Origin of the sequence: Planktothrix mougeotii LEGE 06226 (genome assembly GCF_015207485.1) — a bacterium.
Classification (GTDB): Bacteria; Cyanobacteriota; Cyanobacteriia; order Cyanobacteriales; family Microcoleaceae; genus Planktothrix.
On sequence record NZ_JADEWU010000012.1, the window covers coordinates 25,073 to 46,205 of the forward strand.

The window sequence follows — 21,133 nt, forward strand, 5'->3', positions numbered from 1 at the left end:
TGAATCGGATTAAAAATAAGGTGAATTTTATCTCATAGATTCCCTTCGGTTTATAGCGATTTTAAAGGTACTCCTTCATCCCTATCAGGAGTACCTTTTTTGAATAACCGATCAACACCTGAAAATCATTCACGTCTGACTGTTCCCTGTTCCCTCATGCTACGCACTATCGTCAAAAATCAATCGTTTATGCTCAAATAAATGTATCTATAACAGGACTAATCCTTATGTCACAATCTTATCCTCCTGATCCCTCCAATCGTCAATCTAATCCTCGCTTTGATGAGGTTATTGCCATTATTGTTGCGTTAGCAACGATGGGTACAATTTTATTTTGGGTTTTAAGCCATCCTAACCGGAAATTAACGACCACCCCCAACCAAACCGCCCCAGAAACCCAAACCTCGACAACAGATCAGACGTTCTCCCAAATCCTAGAACGCTCCCTCCCGGATGGGGTTTCACCTTTGCCTCCCCCAACTCCCCAACCTACCACACCTTCCCCTACACCTCAGCCAACCGTGAATCAACCTTGGTGGGTTGCTTTAGGGTTAATTCCTCAAACCACACCGGATACACCCATCGCCACCTCGCCTCCAGCACAAGTTCCCCCAGTTCCCCCCCAAACCACTACCCTCAACCCAAGGGAAACCCTTTGTCCGACTCCATCTCAAGGGGGAAAAGTGTGTTTAACGACTCCACCTCCTCTGGAAACCCCCTCTTCTACTGTTCCTGACCAATCTTGGGCGAGTCCATTTGTTGCCTATTTTATGAGTAAAAATTGGGCAACCGGGTCTGATCAAAAACCCTTTCAACCTGATGAAAAAATTACACGGGGAGAATTTGCCGCCCAATTACAAAGGGCATTTAATCAACAACCTGAACAATCCCCTATTCAATTTAAGGATGTTCCTAAAAACTTTTGGGCTAAACCGGCTTTGAAAGAGGTTAGTCAATCGGGTTTTTTAGTGGGATATCCAGGAAATATCTTTCGACCTAAACAAGAAATTCCTCGCGTTCAAGTGTTAGTGGCTTTAGCCAGTGGGTTAGAGTTAAAACCGTCTAAAAATCCTCAACAAACCCTTAAACTCTTTAAAGATGTGGATCAAATTCCTGAGTGGGCAGTTGAGGGTGTTGCCGCCGCAACGGAAGCCGGATTAGTTGTTAATTATCCTGATAAAAATACTCTCAATCCCAATCAATCGGCTACCTATGGTGAAGTCGCTTCTATGATTTACCAAGGCTTAGTTTATCAGAAAAAAGTAGAACCGATTTCTTCTGATTATATTGTGAACTCACGCTGAGGGATGACGCTGGGGCAGGGCTCTAGCGCTATGCCCAAGGGAACAGTAAGAATTGAAAGGGTTTCAGAGTTTAAAAATGTCAAACACTCCCTATGCGTAGCGCTATATTTCATTTTCCCAAATTGGGGACTCAATTTGACTCCCCAATTTTCGCAGAATGAGGCGAAAAAACTGAGCAATTCTAATTGAATTGTCTGGAAGCTATATTAAGTGGATACAATTAAGCGGGAGGGAAAATTATCCCCAGAGTAAATCGTTAATGTGATGATTTGATAATCGATTAAACGAGTTTGATTAACAGGTTTAGCTGTTCCTGGGTTAACTGGATAAGCTGGAAAACAAGCCGCACTGACACTTAAACGTAAACAATGCCCTTGCGGAATTTTAATACAAGTAGGTTGCAGTTTTATTTGATATAAATTAATATTGTGTTCTGGGTTAAAAATGGGATTTTGTGTAGAGTTATCGAGGTTAATTTTTTGATAACCTTGACTAAAATTATAAACACTACCATCCAGTTTAACTTCTGATAAAACCGCACATAAATCAAAACTGGGTTTATCTGCACTACAATAAATTTCTACTGTTAAATCTCCTGTTAAATGTAAATCTTGGCTCAACGGTTCAGAGGTATAAGTCACAATATCGCTGCGACAATCTAAATTAGAACGGTCAAAGGAACCTGTTGGATACATAACATGACCTCCAAGCGCTGGAACCGGACGCCAAGGGTCATGAACAAAGACATCTTCTTGAGGATTTTTAGGACAATTAGGCGTTAATATTCCGGCATCTTCTCGTAAATTAGCGAGTCCATTGGTTGATAAATAATAGACTAGGGAGGAAGAGGACGGCCAGTGTTCAAATTCTCGCCAGTTTTGACTCCCCATTTCAAATAAACAAACCCGATTTTGATGAAAAATGGGATTTTCTTTGCCTTTTAAAAAGGTATCAAACCATTGAATTTGTAGCGTATCAATAAAGGTTGATGCCGTTAAGCCATAATTGAGTCCCCCCACTTTTCGACCCCAGGGAAGATGAGCCCAAGGGCCGATAATTAAGTGTTGGGGGTGTTGACTGCGATTTACCATTTCTTGATAGAAATGAAGAGTTCCTCTTAAATAGGTATCAAACCAGCCTCCAATATGCAGCATGGGTAAATCTAAATTCTCTAATTTTGGCGATAGATTTTGCCAATATTCATCGGGTTGATCATGAGCTAACCAATCGTGATAAAATGAATCTGGATCATGAATTTTTAACACCTCTGGATTGCTAGGAATGACATCAAAAAAGGGTAAATTTCGAGAAGCTTGATAAAGGGCATTATAAGCGGTTTCGTTCCCTTTTAATCGGGCTGTTTCTGCTGAAATTTGTATCGCCCATCCTAAGTTAGCATATAAACAGAAAGCTCCCCCTTCATAGGCCCAATCTGCATATAAATCATGACTCATCATCGCCGGACATACGGTTTTTAAGGCTTGGGGACGAGTTGAAGCGGCATAAATTTGGGTCATTCCTTGATAGGAAAAGCCATACATTCCCACCTGACCATTACTATAGGGAAGATTAGCAACCCAATTAATGGTATCTAACCCATCTTCTATTTCAGGGGTAAAAAGTTTAAATTCTCCTTCGGAAGTTCCCCGCCCTCTAACATCTTGAATCACCACAATATACCCTTGTTGAGCATACCATTGGGGATGGGCATAAACAACGGTCGATGCGATTGCTTTTCCGTAGGGTTGCCGCATTAATAAAACGGGTAATTTTTCTTCGGTTTGGGGTCGGTAAATATCTGCATCGAGTCGAATGTTATCACGGGTGATGAGAGAGGCTGTTTCTTGAAGTATATTCATAGGGGGTAAATAGAGAATAGGAAATTTAATGGATATAACTTCTCATTTTACGCTCTTTTTTAGCCGCTTCTGATGTTTCCTGGACAATATCTTTTAAATCAAATGCTGCATCATTGAGCTTTTGAATACCTAACTTAATTTGAGTCATGCCATTACTGCTACTCTGAGCATTATTATTAAGGTTATTCATGGCTTCTACAACTTGTTGAATGGCCATAGCTTGTTGTTTAGCGTTGAGTGAAATTTGCTGAGAACCCTGAACAATAGTATTGATTTCTCCTGACATATTACTAAAAGAATTAGCGGTTTTTTGAGCTAAATCAACGGTGGTTTCTACACTTTTAATTCCGGCATCTGTCACTCGACTGGTTAAACTATTAGTTTGTTTAATTTCAGCTACTAAAGCATTAATTTGATGGGCAGATTTTTGACTTTCATCTGCTAACTTGCGAATTTCAGACGCGACGACTGAAAACCCTTTTCCATATTCTCCGGCTCGTACCGCTTCTACCGCAGCATTGAGGGCTAACATATTCGTTTGATTTGCTAAATCTCCGACGACTTGAGAAATACTTCCGATTTGATTTGTTTGTTCACTCAGACGTAATATTTGTTCAGCAATGGCTCTGACTTTATCTTTCGTTTGGCTCATTTCAACTAAAGTTTGTTCGACTAATAGATTACCATTTTCTGCTAAGTTTAAAACTTGTTTAGCGCCTAGGGTTGAAGTTTCTGCTTGGTCACTCGCCTGTTTAGCTGATAATCCCAATTCATCCATTGTCCGGGTGGTTTGATTAACAGAAACGGCTTGACTCCTAGTAATTTTTTCCTGTTGTTCAACAGCAATATTAATTTCTACGGATGATTTATCAATCGCATTAATTGCTTGCCCTATTTTACGACTGACTAAAGAAGAAATTAACCAAGCAATAATTAAAGCAGTAAAAGCTGAAAAAATTAAACCTATAATTAATAAATTAACTGCATTTTGCAGAATATTTCTAGCTTGATTATTCTCTTGAGCTAATCTTTGAGTTTCGGCATCATTAAATTCATAATTAAGCTTCAAAAAATCCGAAAGTAACTTCTGACCTAAGCCGGTGTTAAAAATAACAATAGCTTCTTTTCTTTTCCCCTGTTTAATTAAAACTTCCATCTGTTGTTGATATTGATTAAACTGTCTTCCAATTTCTTGCATTTGGTCAAATCGTTGCTTTTGATCTGCAAGGTTAATCATTTGATTCAAATTCTTGCTTGCTTCTTGAAACATCTGCCAATTTTTTTGATAGAGTTGTAAAAATTGTTCGTTTTCAACTAGAAGAAAAGCCCGATTATTGGCAACCATATTGCTGCCTGCCAAGGCCATTCTATCAACTTCAATAATCGTTTTTTGAACGTTTTCAACCTGGTTAAATGCTTCAAATACTTTATTGACATTCGTATAAACAACATAGGTAGAACCCGCAAAAACCAATACGGGAACAGCATAACCCAACAGCATTTGACCTCTGAGCTTAAATTGATTCAATCTATATTTTTGGGTACTGGAGTTTTTCTCAATCGTATCTATCATGTCCTCAATCTCCCAAGCCTAACCAATTTATAGGAATTCTTCCACAATAAACCTTTAAATATAATTTACTTTTTTTTGGGGACATTAGTAACCGAAGCTTAACTAATCTTAAAAACTCTTTTACAGTCATCCGCATTTGACTGGGAACGCTCAATCTCCCCGGTCTAATTCTACAGGAGTACCACTCCGAATCAGTTCCACAAAATCTTCATTGGTCACCCTAATACATAAAGCCTATAAACGAGTTTAACCTGTATTTTTAATAATAATTGATCAGCCTTTTCCCCAGTTCAACCCAATAATAGGAACCTGTACCGAACGTAACATCGGAATTAAGGTATTTAAAGGGACAATCGATTGTCTAGCCGGGGTGATATCCACGCCAATATAACCCAACCAACCATCGGGATGACAGAAATCATTCTGCATATCAATAATAATTAACGTGAGTTGGATAGAGTGCGATCGCAAATAGTTCTACCCAGAATAGGGGATGGACACTCTCAAAATCGTCACAACCCCAAACCTCAGTTTGCTAAAGGTCTGGCACAATAAAATTTAATAGCGTTTGACTGTCCTCGCCCCCTACCATTAATGGTGGGGATATTTTTTTGAGGGTAAATAATAGCAATGTTTTAGGTTGAGGACGGAACTAATAATTCCGAAGGTAGAACTTGATTGAGTTTTCCGCTTCGATACCCCTCTAAATCTAAAGTAACATAAACAAACCCAAAGCTTTGAAAAGCTTGAACAAGTTGGGGGAGGTTTGTTTTCAATACAAATTCTTGAATTTGTTCGGGGGGTAATTCGATGCGGGCGGTATCAACTTCTGAACGAACACGCAAATTTTTCCAGCCTAATTTTCTTAAATAAACTTCGGCTTTTCCGACCCGTTGTAATTTAGCAATAGTAATTTCTTCTGTATAGGGAAAGCGAGAACTTAAGCAGGGTTGGGCAGGTTTATCCCAGGTAATTAACCCTAAAGATTTAGAAATTTCTCGGACTTCCAGTTTCGTTAAACCGACTTCCGCTAAAGGGGATCTCACCCCCCGTTCTTTGGCGGCTTGAATTCCGGGGCGATAATCTTTTAAATCATCGGCATTTACCCCATCAACAATATAGGAATATCCCCATTTTTGCGCTAAGGGTTTTAAGGTATCGTGGAGTTCACTTTTACAAAAATAGCAACGATTAATCGGGTTTGAGGTATAATTTGGATTTTGCATTTCTTGGGTTTCAATTTCTTGATGTTGAATCCCAATTTCCCTGGCTTGAAGGCGAGCTTCTTCTAAATCTTCCGGTAATAAGGAGGGAGAAACGGCGGTGACAGCGAGGGCGCGATCTCCTAAGACATCATAAGCAATTTTAGCCACTAAGGTACTATCTACCCCTCCCGAATAGGCAATTAAGGCTTGTTCCATCTCTTGAAATAAAGCTTGAATTTGTTGTAATTTTTCTGTTACTGTCATGATTTATATTTCACTAGGTTTTCAACACAACTAAAATTCTCTTCGCCAAAAAATAACAATGGACAGAGATAACAAAAGCGTCATATAAAGAATAGCATAAACCGTATTACTAATTAATACTGAGGAGGCGGGTAAGTAACCATAAACAGCCTGATTTTTTAAATCGAGTCGGGCTAAATCAGGTAAAATAATATAAAGTCCGCTCATAATTTGTTCTAAGGCAGGGTTTTGACTTAATTTCCCTAATGCCAATAAATCACGGCTTAAACTTCCCATCATATAAACCCCAAAGGTTAATAAACTCGCTAGTAGGGAACTGGTAAATACTCCTAATAAAATCCCGACGGCTGCAATTAAAGATAATTTAAGCCACAAAAAGATAACGGTAATACTCAAACTGGTAAAGGGATAGGAAATTTTATTAAAGCTGAGAATTCCAAAATAGAGCAGGGTCATCGCCAGAACTAAAATAGCAATAAAGGCTGAGATGCCCAAATGTTTCCCGATGATCAATTCTGCCCGACTAACGGGTTTAGAAACTAAGAGATAAACCGTTCGTTTTTCAATTTCTTTATTCAGCAGATTAGCACTGACGAAAACCGTAATTAGTAAGCTGAGAAAACTAATCATGGCAATGCCAAAATCAAGAATAATTTTATTTTCTAACCCGGCGGATACTTCAGGAAGTAAACGCACAGAAGCCATTAACAGTAAAGCAAAAACACCAATAATATAAAGAATGCGATCGCGTACAACTTCTAAAAAAACGTTACTAGAAATGGTTAGAATGCGTTTTAAATTCATTGGTGATCTCCAAAATAGGATATAGAAAAAGAGTAAATTTTTATCCTGGATTAAGCTTCCGAACAGAAGAAAATTGAAACTCCTGATTAATTTTAGCAGAATCCGGTTTAAAAATATCCTGCCTCGGAATAATTTCGGGAACATTTTCTAACCAGTCCTGAAATCGAACTGAAAATTCGATCCAGCAGTAAATATTAATGTGAATCAGTAAAATAATCATAAACCCAAAGCGAACTAAAGGAGGAGGGGACTGAATCTTAAAATTATCTCGAATAAATTCCAGAATAAAAACTAAACAAACTGCGATTAATGGCCATGCTTTTAAGGCAAAATAAGGCTGGGTTGCTTCTGTTTTTTGATAAATCATTAAACACAGTGACGCTGCCATGATCCAAGGACTTAAGGGAATTCTACCAATAATAAAGGGAGGTTGACTGGTTCTAAACCCAATGGCAATTGTCAGGGCTAACCAACTTAAAACAGCTAATTGATTTCTAATCTCTTCATCCGTTGTTCCTAAAATAGAAGCGATCCAAATTGTTAGACTGATCAGGAGGAAAGTTCTCCATTCTAAGGGTTTAGTCGGTTTAAGTACATTTAAAGGCTTCAGAAATTTATTCATATATAACAACCTTGTTCCCTGTAGAGTTAATTTAATTACTCTAAAACTAATAATGTAAAAGCTAATCCCAAAAACAAAGAATAACTTAAAGCATGGGCAATTAATATAATTCTAAAATCTCGATATTTCTCAGTCATTTTAATATTTCCTTCAGAATTTTCTTGAAAAGCCTGAGTAATCTTAGATATATCCCCACTCAAGGCTACTTTTAAAGATTCAAATCCTATCCATTTAATAAACAGGATTAAGGTAAAATTAAAAGTTGTTAATAAAAAAATAGAAGGGGAAGTTTCTTGTATTTTTTCAATCAGTAAATAATAAATTAATTCTTTTCGAGCTTCTGGGGGTAACAGAGTTTCTGCATTTAAAAACACAACCCACTCACAAGCATTTGCCAATAGGTTAAGAACCATCGCATATTGTACACTCATTTTGGGGGATAAATTGAAGCTTTTCTTAAAAATCCAAGCTTCAATCATAATCGAGGCTAAAAGGCGAATAATTCTTAATAAAATAACTCTCAGGGCGATTAGGATTGGCATATCGTTAAGCCAAATTCAATACATAAAGGAGGGAATGGGCAATGAGTAATAGGGTCAATTTTTTTACAGTTTTATAGATATTTTAAAGGATGACAATCGATATAACCAGGGCTACTTGACCTAGAATTAAGGCTAGGACACTTCTAAATCTAGCAAACTCATTCACTCCTGACTGTTCCCTGTTCCCAGTAAATCGCTGTTTCCTAGAACTTAATCTAAGATTTGTGCTAAGAATTTTGTCGAAAAGTTTATAATTTTTAGCTTCTTCCGCACTCGTGCCCCACGTCTGACCCGTGATTTGCAGCGTGGGATGAATTGCGGTCAGGGACTAGAATGTTTAATAATTGGTTATAATAAAAAAAGGAGGTGATACAAAGTGCTGAAGGCAACAAAGGTTAGACTGTACCCAACACCCGAACAAGAATTAGCATTAGCTAAGTCGTTTGGCTGTGCAAGATGGTACTGGAATTTTGCCTTAAATACCTGTATTCAGCACTATCAAGAAACGGGCAAAAGTCTAAAATTAGCAGTTTATAAAGGAATGCTTCCTCAACTCAAAAAAGAATATCCTTGGCTCAAAGAGGATTGCTACTCATCGGTTCTTCAATGTGTAGCTATAAACTTAGATAGAGCCTACAAAAACTTTTTTGAGGGACGAGCTAAATTTCCTAATTTCAAATCCAAACATCACAAGCAATCAATTCAGTATCCCCAAAGTGTTACTGTTAATGGTGAATACCTAAAAGTTCCCAAAATTGGTGAGATCAAAGCGATATTTCATCGAGAAGTTACGGGAAAGATTAAAACAGTAACAATCTCCAAAACTTCGACTGATAAATATTTTGCTTCAATTTTATGTGAAGTGGAAGGAACTGACGTTAAACAGTCGGGAGATAATATTATTGGGATTGATCTAGGGTTAAAAGATTTCGCAATTACTCATAATGGAGAAAATGCAACTAAATACGCTAACCCCAAACATTTATATCGTCATCAGAAAAATCTAGCCCGGAAACAGAAAAAACTCTCCCGAAAAACTAAAGGTAGTAAATCGAGAGAGAAGTTTAGAAAAATTGTAGCTAAGGTTCACGAAAAGATAACCAACTCCCGCCAAGATTTCTTGCATAAATTATCAAGAAAGTTGGTAAACGAAAGCGTAGAGACGCGCCATGGCGCGTCTGTACTTGTCGTTGAAAATCTCAACGTCAAGGGAATGGTTAAGAACCGGAAGTTATCAAAAGCAATATCTGATGTGGGTTGGGGAAAATTTGTCAACTTTATTGATTACAAGTTGAAACAAAGAAACGGTGAACTTGTAGAAATTGATCGCTTTTTCCCTAGCTCCAAAACCTGTTCGAGTTGTGGTCATGTCCTAGATGGATTATCTCTGGATATCAGAAAATGGGATTGCCCTAATTGCCAAACTCACCATGACCGTGACGAAAACGCGGCACTCAACATCAGGAATGAAGGTATCAGAATATTAACTGAAGGCGGAGGGAACCTCGTCTTTGCCGATGGAGGCTGTGTAAGACCACCTGCTTGTAAAAGTAAGGGGCATTGGTCTGTGAATTCGGAAGCCTACACCGACCCGACTAGGGCGGTGTAGGTAGTTCACAAATTTGTTATTTTTGTTTTAATTACCACTGCCAAACCCGTAGAATCTACTTCTGACCTCAACTGTGCTCTATGTCCTGTGTTTAATGTTTAACGCCCCCCTCATACCATGAACTATCCAATTCCGACAAGCCCTCAAGAAATGATCGCCTTGCGACAGCAACCGGTTACTGATGAGTTAGTAGCAACCGCGATCGCAGGTGTCGTTAAAATTGCTCGTTCTCGTCAACAATCTTTAGAGGATCTCAAAGCTGAGGTTTTAGCGGATGATAGTTTGCTCAACTGGGAACAACGGCTGTGGTTAAGCGAAGTCGTCACTCAAGCTTGGCAATGTTTACCTTAACAAAAAGAGAAGTGTAGGGTTTGGGGAGAAGGGGAGAGGGTGAGGAAATATTAACACTCCCGACTCTTCCTCCTACAACCTCACTCCCCCTTGTGTTACCACTGGGGATGAGATAAAAGCAGGGATTCTGTCGATTCTGCATCTAGGGGTTGAGCGAATAAGTAACCTTGGCCCAATTCGCAACCCAAAAGCCGAAGTAACGATAATTGTTCCTCAGTTTCAATCCCTTCAGCCACAACACTCATACCTAAATGATGGGCAAGATTTAGAATCGCTTGAACAACTTCTAAGTTTTTTTCTAGGGAATCCAGATTGCTAATAAAAGAGCGATCTATTTTCAGAATATCTAAAGGAAATTGATGTAAATAACTTAAGGAAGAATATCCGGTTCCAAAGTCGTCTAAACTTAATTGAATTTTACGCAATTTCAGTTGTTCAAATAGCTCCGATGCTAATTTGGGATTATCCATAATTGCACTTTCAGTGATTTCCAATTTTAAATTTTTACTATCTAAATTGACGCGAGCGAGAATTTGATCAATGTATTCGATTAAACCGGGTTGAGAAAATTGTTTAACCGATAAATTAACACTGATGCTGATATCAAAAACTTCTTGACGTTTTATGGCTTGTTCTTGCCAAGTCTTTAATTGACGACAAGATTGTTCTAAAACCCATAATCCCAAAGGAATAATTAAACCTGTTGTTTCTGCAATCGGAATAAAATGATCAGGTCGAACTAATCCCCGTTGAGGATGTTTCCAACGAACTAAAGCTTCTAAACTACTAATTTGACCGGTGGATAAGCAGATAATGGGTTGATAAAAAACCATAAATTCCTGGCGTTCAATGGCTCGTCTCAGGTCATTTTCTAACTGTAAACGAGTTAAGGCACGGGTGTGCATTTCCCGATTAAACACTTCATAACGGGCTTTTCCTAATGCTTTAGCTTGATACATGGCTGTATCTGCATCTCGGAGTAAATGTTCCGGCTGTTGATAATCGACTGTTCCTAAAACAATGCCAATACTGGTATTAATAAAAACTTCGTGTTGATACAGTAAAAAAGGCTGACTTAAAGCGTGTTGAATAGCTTGGGCTAAGAAGGTGGCTTCATCAACAGATTGAATTTGTTCTAACAAAACCGTAAATTCATCGCCTTCAAATCGAGCTAAGGTATAATTGGGATGAATACAAGCCAATAATCGCCTTGCTACAGCTTTTAACAATTGATCTCCAGCTAAATGACCTAAAGAATCATTCACCATTTTGAAGTCATCACAATCAAGAAATAAAACCGCAAATTGAGAATCAGGATGGGTGTGAGTATAAGCTAAAACAGCCATTAACCGTTCCATAAAAAATACTCGATTGGGTAACCCCGTGAGGGCATCATGGGATGCCATGTGTAGCAATCGTAAATTCGCTCGTTCTAGTTCCCTGGTGCGTTCTTTGACCCGTTGTTCTAGTTCTGTATTTAACTGTTGAATTTGGTATTTTGCGGCTTGTAAATTGAGTTGATTTTTAATTCTTGCTAAGACTTCTCGAATTTCAAAAGGTTTTGTAATATAGTCTACACCACCGACTTCAAAAGCTTGGATTTTATCAAAAACTTCGTTTAAAGCACTTAAAAAAATCACCGGAATATCACGGGTACGTTCTGAGGCTTTTAATTGCTTACAAACATCATACCCACTCATGTGAGGCATACGAATATCTAATAAAATTAAATCGGGTGGGTCAGCAATTGCCCCCATTAAAGCTGCGGAACCATTAATTACGCAGCGCACATCATACCCCTGTTCTGTTAACATTGCTGACAACAGATATAAATTATCAGGGGTATCATCCACAATCAAAATATTAGCCAGTGGGTTATCGGGTTGAGCGTCATTCATCAGGGATTATTTATCAGTTATCAGTGATCAGTAGAGACGTGCCATGGCACGTCTCTACCAGTGATCAGTTATCAGTGATTAGTTAATGCTTGTGCGGTCAATTCTACAATCTCTTCAAATGCAAATTGATTGATTTTAGTTCGCAGAGCATTGATAATTAAGGTTTGATTCGGGGGGAGTTGGTCAATTAACTTCAAGATTTGCTTGGCATTGACAGCTTTCGCAGCTTGATGAAGTTGAGTTAACCATTCTAACGATAGGGAAGCTAAAGTTGTTGGCTTCAGTTCCGTTAGGGTAGTTTCTGAAAAAGCCGGGGCTGATACCACATCTTGTTCATACACATAACGTACTCCCAGATGTTGAGCAAGCTTTTCTAAAATGATTTGATCTCGAAAGGGTTTTCGCACAAAATCATCACAGCCTGCGGATAAAGCAACGGCTCGTTCCTCTTCTAAGGTACTGGCGGTTAAGGCAATAATGACGGTAGCCTGACCTTTTGTTGTCAATTTAATCTGTTTTGTAGCTTCATAACCATCCATCACAGGCATTCGCATATCCATCCAAATTAAGTGAGGTTCCCAAGCCTCCCAAATTTCAATTGCTTCTTGACCTTGAATGGCTTCTTGCAGTTCAAATCCCAAGGGATTTAGAAGTCGAATTAACAATTGACGATTACTCCATTTATCATCCACAACCAAAATTCGATAACGATTTTGATTGGGTTCTAGGGCAATAATTTTGCGACTAGGAGAGGATGTTAGAATATCATTGGCATTGACAATGTTCACTGGAATATCAAACTGAAAAAGTGTACCTTCTCCTAATTTACTACTAACTGTAAGTTCTCCTCCCATTAATTGAATAAACTGATGACTAATGGATAATCCTAAACCGGTTCCTTCTTGAGATTGTTGACCGCTTTGAGTTTGTACAAAGGCTTTGAATAAATGTTGTAATTCTGACTTTGCAATCCCACAGCCTGTATCCTCAACCTCCCACCGCAGAAAACAGCAAGACTGATTTTCTGTGTTTACTTTTTGTACCCGCCCGACTCTAACGGAAACACCCCCCTCTTGAGTAAATTTTAAAGCATTATTGAGTAAATTAATCAAGACTTGCCTTAATTTGAGAGCATCGGTTTGAATATATTGAGGAATATCCGCAGAACGCTCAAAAATCAGTTGTAGCTTTTTATCATCCGCTTTGAGTTGAAACATTTCTTCTAAATCGTCTAATAAACGATAAAGATCAATATTACTTAAATTGATTGTTAGACGATTTGCTTCTATTTTAGATAAATCTAATATATTGTTAATTAAGCTTAATAAATGTTCACCGCTTCGGCTCACAATTCCTAAATTTTCTCGATCTGTGGGGGATAAATTGGGACTGCGATTCATTAATTGAGTAAACCCTAAAATACTATTCAGAGGAGTTCTCAGTTCATGACTCATATTCGCCAAAAATAAGCTTTTGGCTTGGTTCGCTGATTGGGCGGCTTCCTCGGCTTTTTTTCGTTCTCTAATTTCCTGTTCTAATTCTTGGGTTCGTTCCTGAACTTTGTGTTCTAAATGATTGTATAAACTGGCATTTTCTAAAGAAATAGCGATTTGGGCTGATAACCCATTTAACAGGTGCAATCTTTCGGAAGTAAACGCCCCCATAATTAAGTTATTTTCTAAATAGAGTATTCCTTTCAGTTTCCCTTGGTAAAGGAGGGGAGTAATAAGAATTGATTTAGGTTGATTCAGAATAATATAGGGATCATACCTAAAATTTTCAGCTTCAACCGCATGATCTAAAACTAAACTTTCTTGTTTATGAATTACATAATTAATTAAGGTTTTAGGCACATATTCTGTATTTAATGAATTAGAATCGGATTCAATGGGAATAGATTGAAAAATACTAACTTGATTATTTTTTAAACTGCCCGTTGCTTCAATAACCCATTTGATTTTAGAAGTTTGTTCATAACTTTTTCCCGATAAAAAATTATCAGGTAAAATTAGATAGCCTAGTTCGGCTCCAGCATTTTCTAAAACAATTTTCATTAACTTATCTAATAATTTCTCTAAAACAATTTCCTCAGAAAGCGCTTGGGATGCTTTCAAGATGCTGGTTAAATCTAAATTTAAAGAACTGGTTTGTCCTGTGGTTTGAGATAAGCTACTACTCGATTCAGCAATAATGCGAGCGCGTTGTACAATTAAATTAGGATATTTTGTCTCTAAATCCTTAACTTTAGCGACGGCTTGCCAACGAACATAAGCATAATGGGCTTTTGTTAAATATAATTGAGCAATTTCTTCCATTCCTTGCTGCCGATAAAATTCACTAGCTCGTTCATAAATTAACCCTTCTTCCTGTAAAACTCCTTGAGATGTTGCTCCTTGAAGAGCTTTTTCATATTCTTGAATTGCTGTCCATTTTTTTCCTAAAACACGAGCTTTTTCTGCTGAAATAAAATCATATTTATGCTGATAATTTAGAGGGGCATCATTAGCCCATTGTTTTAATTGATGTTGATACTGTTTAACCTCTAATAAAATTTGAGTTTTTTCCAGGGAATTCACCGTTGGATAAAGCCCTAATAAAGCTAAAGCAGCATAAAAGGGGAACTGTCCACTGGGGAAACCACCCGTAACCGCAGGTAAATAACGTTTAGCCTGTTGAGAGGCTTCTACGGCTGCCGAATAGTGTTTAAATAAATAATAAAGAATTGTTTTAGCTAGATAGAAACAATAAAGAGCCGTTAAATTATTTTTTTCCTGAAGAGCAATTAATTCTATTTCGTCAAATAAATCCCCGGTTAATATTATTGGATTTGAACTTAAATTTAATAAATTTTGAACCAGTTGTCCCCAAATTTTTACAAAATCAAGGGGAAAATCTTGTTTAAATCGTTGAATTAACTGAATATAAGGGCTTTGTTTTTGTTGAACTGATTCTAAGGGTTCTCCGACTAAAAAAAGATTAGCACAATAGTTGAGAGAGGAATAACAAGCATATTCAGTATTACCCGTTTCTAAAGCCCTTTGAATATTTTGTTCGAGAGCTTCTACCATATTGCGGGCTGGTTCTTTCCAATGACGAATAAAAACATTAAATAAATCATGAACTTTACAATTAACATCGGAAACTTCAAATTGTTTTAAAAGCCGTAAAGCAAATTGACCCAATTGATAACCGGAGTCAAGATTCGATAAAAACCCACACAATAACATTCCATAAAAACTATAAGCAAAAGCAGCCCGGTCAGAATGACCCGATTCTTGGCAAAGATGCACCATTGTAAAGGCAAGTTGTGGTAATAATTGCGGTTTGGAAACAATACAAGGCGCAAATAAAGTAATTAAAATTTCTAAAGCCATTTTATGCTTTTCATCGGTCATCAACGGCAATTGTTCTAACGTGGCAATGGGGTATAACTCTGGAGGGCTATTTAACCATTCAATTCCTAAACAGTTTAAGGTTTGTAATCCGGTTTCAATGGCTTTATCCATGTGATGTTGAGCAATATTCATTAAAATCTGAATTTTGAGAGTTTTCGCAGTGTCTAAGGTTGTTTTGGCTTGGTCTAAAAGTTTGTCTAAATACTGTTGTGCTGTCTCAAAATCCGTATTCAGATAAGTAACTTGAGCTAAAAATTGGTAAAGATTAAACGTTAAATCATAATCGGTTTCCCAACTATTTTCAGGTAAAAGATTTAACCCGATATTAAAATAGCTGATAGCGAGAGGATAAGCCGCAGAAGCTTGAGCTTTTTGGCCAGCTTTCCAGTTCAATTCAGCAAGCTGAATTCTTTCTTCAGAATCAAGAATTAAATTTAAACCTTGATTATTGTGATTAACAATATTAAAAAGATGCTCTTCTAAATGTTCAGCCGGAATAGTTAACCGTAATAATCGCCCGATTTTTAAATGGGTTTCTTGTCGTTGAAATTCATCGAAAAGAGAATAAGCAGCTTGTTGAATGCGGTCATGTTGAAACTGAAGTTGAACCTCTTGAGCAAATTGATCTTGTAAATTGCAGGCTACATCTAATGTTAAATCCGATTCTATATCTAACGTTTCTTGTAAATTAATGACTTCATTTAAAAATAATTTATAATGAAAATTAAGCGGAAAAACTAAATCTTCCTGTAGCGCATTCCATAAACTTGCTAACGTTTGATAGGGAGAACTTTGAGCAATGCGTGATAATGTCCATAAATCAAAGGAATGACCGATACAAGATGCCAGTTTTAATAAAGTTTGGGTTGAGGGTGATAAATGGCAAATTTTATCGACCATCAGTTCAACTACATTATCAGTTTTAGTTTGTTTTTGAATGCTTTCGAGTTCAAATGTCCATTGATGATGAACTGGATCAAATTTTAACAAGTTTTCTTGATAAATTTTCTTAAAGAATTCTCGCACAAAAAAAGCATTTCCATAGGTTTTATCATAAACTAATTTACCCAAATTTTGGATTTTATCTAAAGCACAGTTTAAAGTTTCTGAAATTAAGAGATTAATATCAAATTCACTTAAATTTGTGAGATGAATTCTGTCAATTTCTCCCCGTTCAGCTTGAATTTTTCTTAAGGTAAGATTGAAAGGATGAGTTTCATCAATTTCATTTTCTCGATAGGCTGCAATAATGAATAAATATTGAATATGGGCTTCACAAACAAGCAATTGTAAAAAGTTTAATGAAGCTCGGTCAGACCATTGTAAATCATCTAAAAATAAGACTAACGGATGTTGAGGTTTACAAATGGTTTCTACAAATTTCCTAAATAGAATTTTTAATCTATTTTCGGCTTCCTGGAAACCAACTTGGGCAACAGGAGGTTGTTGACCGATGACTAATTCTAAATTCGGAATTAAATCAATTAAAACCCTACCATTGCTGCCCACCGCCGTTAAAATTGTTTCTCGCCATTGAGATAAACTTAGTTCAGATTCACTCAATAACTGATGACAAAATTCGTTAAAGGCTTGGGAAAAGGCAAAGTAAGGAAGATGACATTGATATTGATCAAACTTTCCTGAAATAAAATATCCCCGTTGAGTCGTGATGGGTTTATAAATTTCTCGAACTAAAGCCGATTTTCCGGTTCCTGCCGAACCTGTGATCAGAATAATTTCTGCTTTTAAATCTAAAGAAAAGTTTTGATTTTTACCAATAACTCGCTGAAATGTTGTTAATAAGGTTTCAACTTCTCGTTCTCGACCATATAATTTTTGAGGTAAGGTTAATTGCTGAGAAAAGTCTTGTTGTCCCAGGGGAAAAAGGGTAATTTCTCCTTGGGTTTGCAGTTGAGATAAACAGTGTTCTAAATCAGCTTTTAATCCCCACGAAGATTGATAACGTTCCTCTGCATTTTTTTTCATTAACTTCAAAATAATATTGGATAATGCGGTGGGAATTGTGGGTTTAATTGACTGAGGAGAAGGCGGTTCTTTTGCAATATGACAATGGACTAATTCTAAAGCATCGTTTCCCTCAAAGGGTAACTGTCCGGTTAATAATTTATAAAAGGTAATACCCAGAGAATAATAATCTGTTCGATAATCAATTAAACGGTTCATCCGTCCAGTTTGTTCGGGGGAAATATAAAAGAGTGTTCCCTCTAAAATTTCTGGGTTTTGAAAGGTTAGATTTTCTTGAGAAAGAACCGTTGAAATCCCAAAATCAATAATTTTAACCTTTCTTTGGGCACGACTGAAAACAATATTACTGGGATTAATATCTTTATGAATAATATGATGAGCATGAATTTGTCCTAAAATTTCCGTAATTGAAATTGCTAATGTCAGAAAATCTTGTAACTCTAATTTTCCAGCGAATCCTAATAAGGTTAGAGAATCTCCACCAAAATCTTCTAAGATAATCGTTAGGTTATTATTAATGGTTTCAAAGCTATAAACCTTAATAACACCGGGTAAATTTAATTGATAGGTAACTTCATATTCTCGTTTAAACCAAGCCACTCGTTTAGGAGATGGATAGGCATCCTTTAACATTTTGAGAATTACAGGTTGATGATCAGTAACACGATAACCTCGATAAATTAAGGAATTGTTACTTTCATAAATCTTTTCTAAAATTTGGTAAGAATTAGATGGGTTTAACATGGTTTAAAAGGATAATATAAATTCCCGATTTTCGATAAAGCTGCATCAGTTCAGAAACAAAGATTTAACAAATGATGATTTAACTTTTAAGTATTTTAACTCTCATCAAAAAATCTGATCGGTCATAGGGACAAATAAGCCACCCTGATTTTATTGAAGTTGTAAATTATTTTAATAACAACTAGAAACTTACTCCAAAAACGAGTAAATAGTTTTACACCTTACCTAAAAATGCTATCTTTAACAAGGTTTACTTGGAAAGATGAATTAATGATTAATTTTATTCATCTCTTATCATCTCAGGTATTCCTTCTGGTTAATGGAGCCAACTGAACAATACAACGAATTGAACCTATAGAGTTAGTATACCCACAGTTTAGCGTAAAATATCCCGAATCATTTGATTAGCTTGGGTTCCATAACCTCCTCCAAATAGATTAAAATGATTTAAGATATGGTAGAGATTGTAAAGCTTTTTGCGATGTTCATAACCCGGATTTAAGGGAAAAACTTGATGATAAGCCTGGTAAAAAATAGCTGGAAAACCACCGAATAATTCAGTCATTGCTAGATCAACTTCTCGATCTCCAAAATAGGTTGCTGGATCAAAAATAACAGGTTCTCCCTCATCGGTCACAGCAGCATTTCCTCCCCACAAATCTCCATGCACTAAAGAAGGTTTAGGATCATGATTGGCTAAAAGCTGGGGAATTGCTTCTAGTAACTTTTCGGCTTGTTCAAAATAACCTCCCTGTCGTTTAGCAAGCTTCAATTGATAGCCAATGCGATGTTTTTGCCAAAATTCTACCCAATTCTTTTCCCAGGTATTAATTTGAGGGGTTGAACCAATGGTATTATTAATATCCCAGCCAAAATTCTGAGAACCGGGATAATTTTGTGGAGGTGTCCATTGATGCAATAACGCTAATTTTTGCCCCATTTCTTCCCAAGCTGAAGCATTGGTTTTTCCGCCTAAGTTCAGCCATTCTAAAACTAAATAAGCCGAATTTCCCACTGTTCCCCAACAAATCGGTTGCGGAACTCGAATGGTCTGGGTTTTCCCCATTTGTTGAACCCCTAACGCTTCGGCTTCAAACATCGCAACTTCTGAAGCTTGATTAAGTTTAATAAAATAATATCGAGAACCATTACTAATCTGATATCCTTGATTAATACATCCGCCACCTACAGAACGGCGATCGCTGATTTGAAACCGTTCTCCTGTTGTTTTGCTAATTTCCTCTGCAATTTGATCCCACATCATATTTAAAATCATTTTTTATGCTTCTAACTTATTATATCAAACTTTTAAAAAATCCGTAAATATACGGTGGATTTTAAAATCATTACCTGTTAACTTAAACTTAAAATCGTTTTTTCTATTCCTCACTATGACTGAAACAGAAACCAGTAAACCTAATTTACTAGAACTCGCTAAACAGGGAAATCCAAAAGCGATCGCTATTTTACTCAATCGTCATTTAGAATCGAAAGGAATTACAGTAAAAGCTACATTAAATAAAAACTGTCTCAAATTAATGTTTGAAGCCGAAAAAATTATTCCTCAAAAAGTTTTAGTAGAATGGCTGTGTGCTTCTCTTTTGACTCACATTATTTCAGATTCTATTACACAGGTTATTATTTATCATAAAAGAATCAATCATGATTTTCCAGATTGGCAAGAAGAAATCGATCTAAATTCCATTCATAAGTTATCAGAAAACAACCCTAATTCCTCAAAATCTCAGAATTCAACCGAACCTATAACCTCAAAATTTATGGGTTTTGGGCTATTATTTAATTCTATTTCAGACGCTACTGAACAAGTTAAACATACGGTAACGGAAACCGTTAGCAATACCACAACTCAAGCCGGACAATCTGTAATTGAAACTGCGGTTAATATTAAGGATAGCGTTGAAAATATTAGCAATACCGTTATGCAGGGGGGGAAAGTGGCTGTTAAAAATATTTTTAATGTTAAGAATATTTTTAATCTTAAAGAAGAAGTAAAAAATCCAACCTCGAAAACCACCCCTACATCGGGTGTTGTGAATTTTATGAGTAATAATCCTTTGCTTAAATCCTTAATCAAAACGATAAATGTAGATAAAATATTAGAAATCATTGAAAAAGTAGATTTAGAAAAAGTAGAAACAGAAGTTAAACAGCTAAAAACTCAATATCCTCATGAATCTTCTAGCCAAATTAGCCATCGAATTATGGTGGAAAAAGTTCTGGCTTTAGGGAGTTCTGAAATCGCGTCAAAGCTTGTCTCTGAAAGATTAGCGACTCTAATAGGAGCCGATTTTTCTAACAACACAACCTTAGAATTTGAAATGATTTATCAAATTGCTTCTGCTTATGATCTCGATCTTTATGACCCAATTAGAAAAGATGAAGCTTTAGCGATTTTTAGTTTAGCTTTAGGAAGTAATCAAGCTTTAAAATTAGGATTAGGTTTATTAGAAGATGTACCTTTAGCCGGGACTATCATTAGTGTCAGTACCAATGCTGCAATACTTTATGCCTTGGGATATGCAGCTTGTCGCTTTTATGAATCCAATTTATATCAAGATAAAAAAGGTGAAACTTTAGAAACAGTCCAGCTTGAAAGTGAACAATATTTAGAAACGGCGATCGCTCAAGAAGGGATTATGGATCAAATTTTAATTCATATTATTTTAACTCGAAATCCTGATCAAACCTTTGAAAAAATTCTCCCTCAAATCCAAAATGCTCCTTTGAGCCTGAATTCTTTAGAAGTCATTTCTAAAAGCCTTAATTCTCCACCGGATTTAAACAGTTTACTTGAACAAATTAATCCAGATTTTGCCGTTGCACTTTTAGCTAAATATCAGAAAATTGCTAATTTAGAAGGCGTTATCACCCCGGAGGAAGAACGAATTATTAACACAATTCATCAAAAAATCAATCATCAATCTTGAAAAATCCGGTTTCTCGGTCAGCGACCCCC

14 protein-coding genes are annotated in these 21,133 nt (G+C 36.6%); 4 read left to right on the plus strand and 10 right to left on the minus strand.

Annotation, left to right across the window (positions count from 1 at the left end; all coding sequences use genetic code 11):
* The first annotated feature begins 227 nt into the window (after positions 1–227).
* Complete coding sequence (locus tag IQ236_RS07695) at positions 228–1,304, plus strand: S-layer homology domain-containing protein (RefSeq protein WP_193868724.1); 1,077 nt, start codon at positions 228–230, stop codon at positions 1,302–1,304.
* Positions 1,305–1,510: 206 nt separating this feature from the next.
* On the opposite strand, the gene IQ236_RS07700 is transcribed toward IQ236_RS07695, so the two are convergent.
* From IQ236_RS07700 to fraC, 7 genes are all read right to left on the minus strand, one after another.
* On the minus strand, positions 1,511–3,163 hold the full coding sequence (locus IQ236_RS07700) for a CocE/NonD family hydrolase (protein ID WP_193868725.1): 1,653 nt from the start codon (positions 3,161–3,163) through the stop codon (positions 1,511–1,513).
* 25 nt (positions 3,164–3,188) lie between these two features.
* Positions 3,189–4,736 carry a methyl-accepting chemotaxis protein gene (locus IQ236_RS07705; protein ID WP_193868726.1) on the minus strand — a complete coding sequence of 516 codons (1,548 nt, stop codon included), beginning with the start codon at positions 4,734–4,736 and terminating at the stop codon, positions 3,189–3,191.
* A gap of 273 nt (positions 4,737–5,009) precedes the next feature.
* Positions 5,010–5,207, minus strand: a complete 198-nt coding sequence (locus IQ236_RS07710) for a cysteine hydrolase family protein (RefSeq protein ID WP_228041481.1) — start codon at positions 5,205–5,207, stop codon at positions 5,010–5,012.
* A 164-nt stretch (positions 5,208–5,371) separates the two neighbouring features.
* The gene (gene larE, locus IQ236_RS07715; protein WP_193868727.1) at positions 5,372–6,205 is read right to left on the minus strand and encodes an ATP-dependent sacrificial sulfur transferase LarE; all 834 of its coding nucleotides are present in this window, start codon (positions 6,203–6,205) and stop codon (positions 5,372–5,374) included.
* Between the two features lie 30 nt (positions 6,206–6,235).
* Complete coding sequence (locus IQ236_RS07720) at positions 6,236–7,009, minus strand: ABC transporter permease (protein WP_193868728.1); 774 nt, start codon at positions 7,007–7,009, stop codon at positions 6,236–6,238.
* 40 nt (positions 7,010–7,049) lie between these two features.
* Entirely contained in the window at positions 7,050–7,631 is a 582-nt protein-coding gene (locus tag IQ236_RS07725; protein WP_193868729.1) for a DUF5357 family protein, read from the minus strand.
* Between the two features lie 35 nt (positions 7,632–7,666).
* Positions 7,667–8,173, minus strand: coding sequence for a filament integrity protein FraC (fraC, locus tag IQ236_RS07730; RefSeq protein WP_193868730.1), 507 nt, complete (start codon positions 8,171–8,173; stop codon positions 7,667–7,669).
* Between the two features lie 376 nt (positions 8,174–8,549).
* Between fraC and IQ236_RS07735 the strand changes: the two genes are divergently transcribed.
* Both IQ236_RS07735 and IQ236_RS07740 read left to right on the plus strand, forming a co-directional pair.
* On the plus strand, positions 8,550–9,782 hold the full coding sequence (locus tag IQ236_RS07735; protein WP_193868731.1) for an RNA-guided endonuclease InsQ/TnpB family protein: 1,233 nt from the start codon (positions 8,550–8,552) through the stop codon (positions 9,780–9,782).
* 117 nt (positions 9,783–9,899) lie between these two features.
* On the plus strand, positions 9,900–10,133 hold the full coding sequence (locus tag IQ236_RS07740; protein ID WP_193868732.1) for a hypothetical protein: 234 nt from the start codon (positions 9,900–9,902) through the stop codon (positions 10,131–10,133).
* Positions 10,134–10,228: 95 nt separating this feature from the next.
* Here the strand turns inward: IQ236_RS07740 and IQ236_RS07745 are convergent, their stop codons facing one another.
* The 3 genes from IQ236_RS07745 to IQ236_RS07755 all read right to left on the minus strand — a co-directional run bounded on the left by IQ236_RS07745 (position 10,229) and on the right by IQ236_RS07755 (position 19,417).
* Entirely contained in the window at positions 10,229–12,031 is a 1,803-nt protein-coding gene (locus tag IQ236_RS07745; RefSeq protein ID WP_193868733.1) for an EAL domain-containing response regulator, read from the minus strand.
* 71 nt (positions 12,032–12,102) lie between these two features.
* Entirely contained in the window at positions 12,103–18,156 is a 6,054-nt protein-coding gene (locus tag IQ236_RS07750) for a hybrid sensor histidine kinase/response regulator (RefSeq protein WP_193868734.1), read from the minus strand.
* Positions 18,157–18,532: 376 nt separating this feature from the next.
* Complete coding sequence (locus tag IQ236_RS07755; RefSeq protein ID WP_193868772.1) at positions 18,533–19,417, minus strand: fructosamine kinase family protein; 885 nt, start codon at positions 19,415–19,417, stop codon at positions 18,533–18,535.
* Between the two features lie 130 nt (positions 19,418–19,547).
* Between IQ236_RS07755 and IQ236_RS07760 the strand changes: the two genes are divergently transcribed.
* The gene (locus tag IQ236_RS07760; protein WP_193868735.1) at positions 19,548–21,104 is read left to right on the plus strand and encodes a hypothetical protein; all 1,557 of its coding nucleotides are present in this window, start codon (positions 19,548–19,550) and stop codon (positions 21,102–21,104) included.
* Positions 21,105–21,133: the final 29 nt, after the last annotated feature.

What these genes read in the sequence shown, in the direction of transcription:
- larE (WP_193868727.1), bottom strand. Translation starts at nt 6,205, where the DNA reads ATGACAGTAACAGAAAAATTACAACAAATTCAAGCTTTATTTCAAGAG.
- IQ236_RS07720 (WP_193868728.1), bottom strand. Translation starts at nt 7,009, where the DNA reads ATGAATTTAAAACGCATTCTAACCATTTCTAGTAACGTTTTTTTAGAA.
- IQ236_RS07700 (WP_193868725.1), bottom strand. Translation starts at nt 3,163, where the DNA reads ATGAATATACTTCAAGAAACAGCCTCTCTCATCACCCGTGATAACATT.
- IQ236_RS07760 (WP_193868735.1), top strand. Translation starts at nt 19,548, where the DNA reads ATGACTGAAACAGAAACCAGTAAACCTAATTTACTAGAACTCGCTAAA.
- IQ236_RS07695 (WP_193868724.1), top strand. Translation starts at nt 228, where the DNA reads ATGTCACAATCTTATCCTCCTGATCCCTCCAATCGTCAATCTAATCCT.
- IQ236_RS07750 (WP_193868734.1), bottom strand. Translation starts at nt 18,156, where the DNA reads ATGTTAAACCCATCTAATTCTTACCAAATTTTAGAAAAGATTTATGAA.
- IQ236_RS07745 (WP_193868733.1), bottom strand. Translation starts at nt 12,031, where the DNA reads ATGAATGACGCTCAACCCGATAACCCACTGGCTAATATTTTGATTGTG.
- IQ236_RS07740 (WP_193868732.1), top strand. Translation starts at nt 9,900, where the DNA reads ATGAACTATCCAATTCCGACAAGCCCTCAAGAAATGATCGCCTTGCGA.
- IQ236_RS07725 (WP_193868729.1), bottom strand. Translation starts at nt 7,631, where the DNA reads ATGAATAAATTTCTGAAGCCTTTAAATGTACTTAAACCGACTAAACCC.
- fraC (WP_193868730.1), bottom strand. Translation starts at nt 8,173, where the DNA reads ATGCCAATCCTAATCGCCCTGAGAGTTATTTTATTAAGAATTATTCGC.
- IQ236_RS07705 (WP_193868726.1), bottom strand. Translation starts at nt 4,736, where the DNA reads ATGATAGATACGATTGAGAAAAACTCCAGTACCCAAAAATATAGATTG.
- IQ236_RS07755 (WP_193868772.1), bottom strand. Translation starts at nt 19,417, where the DNA reads ATGTGGGATCAAATTGCAGAGGAAATTAGCAAAACAACAGGAGAACGG.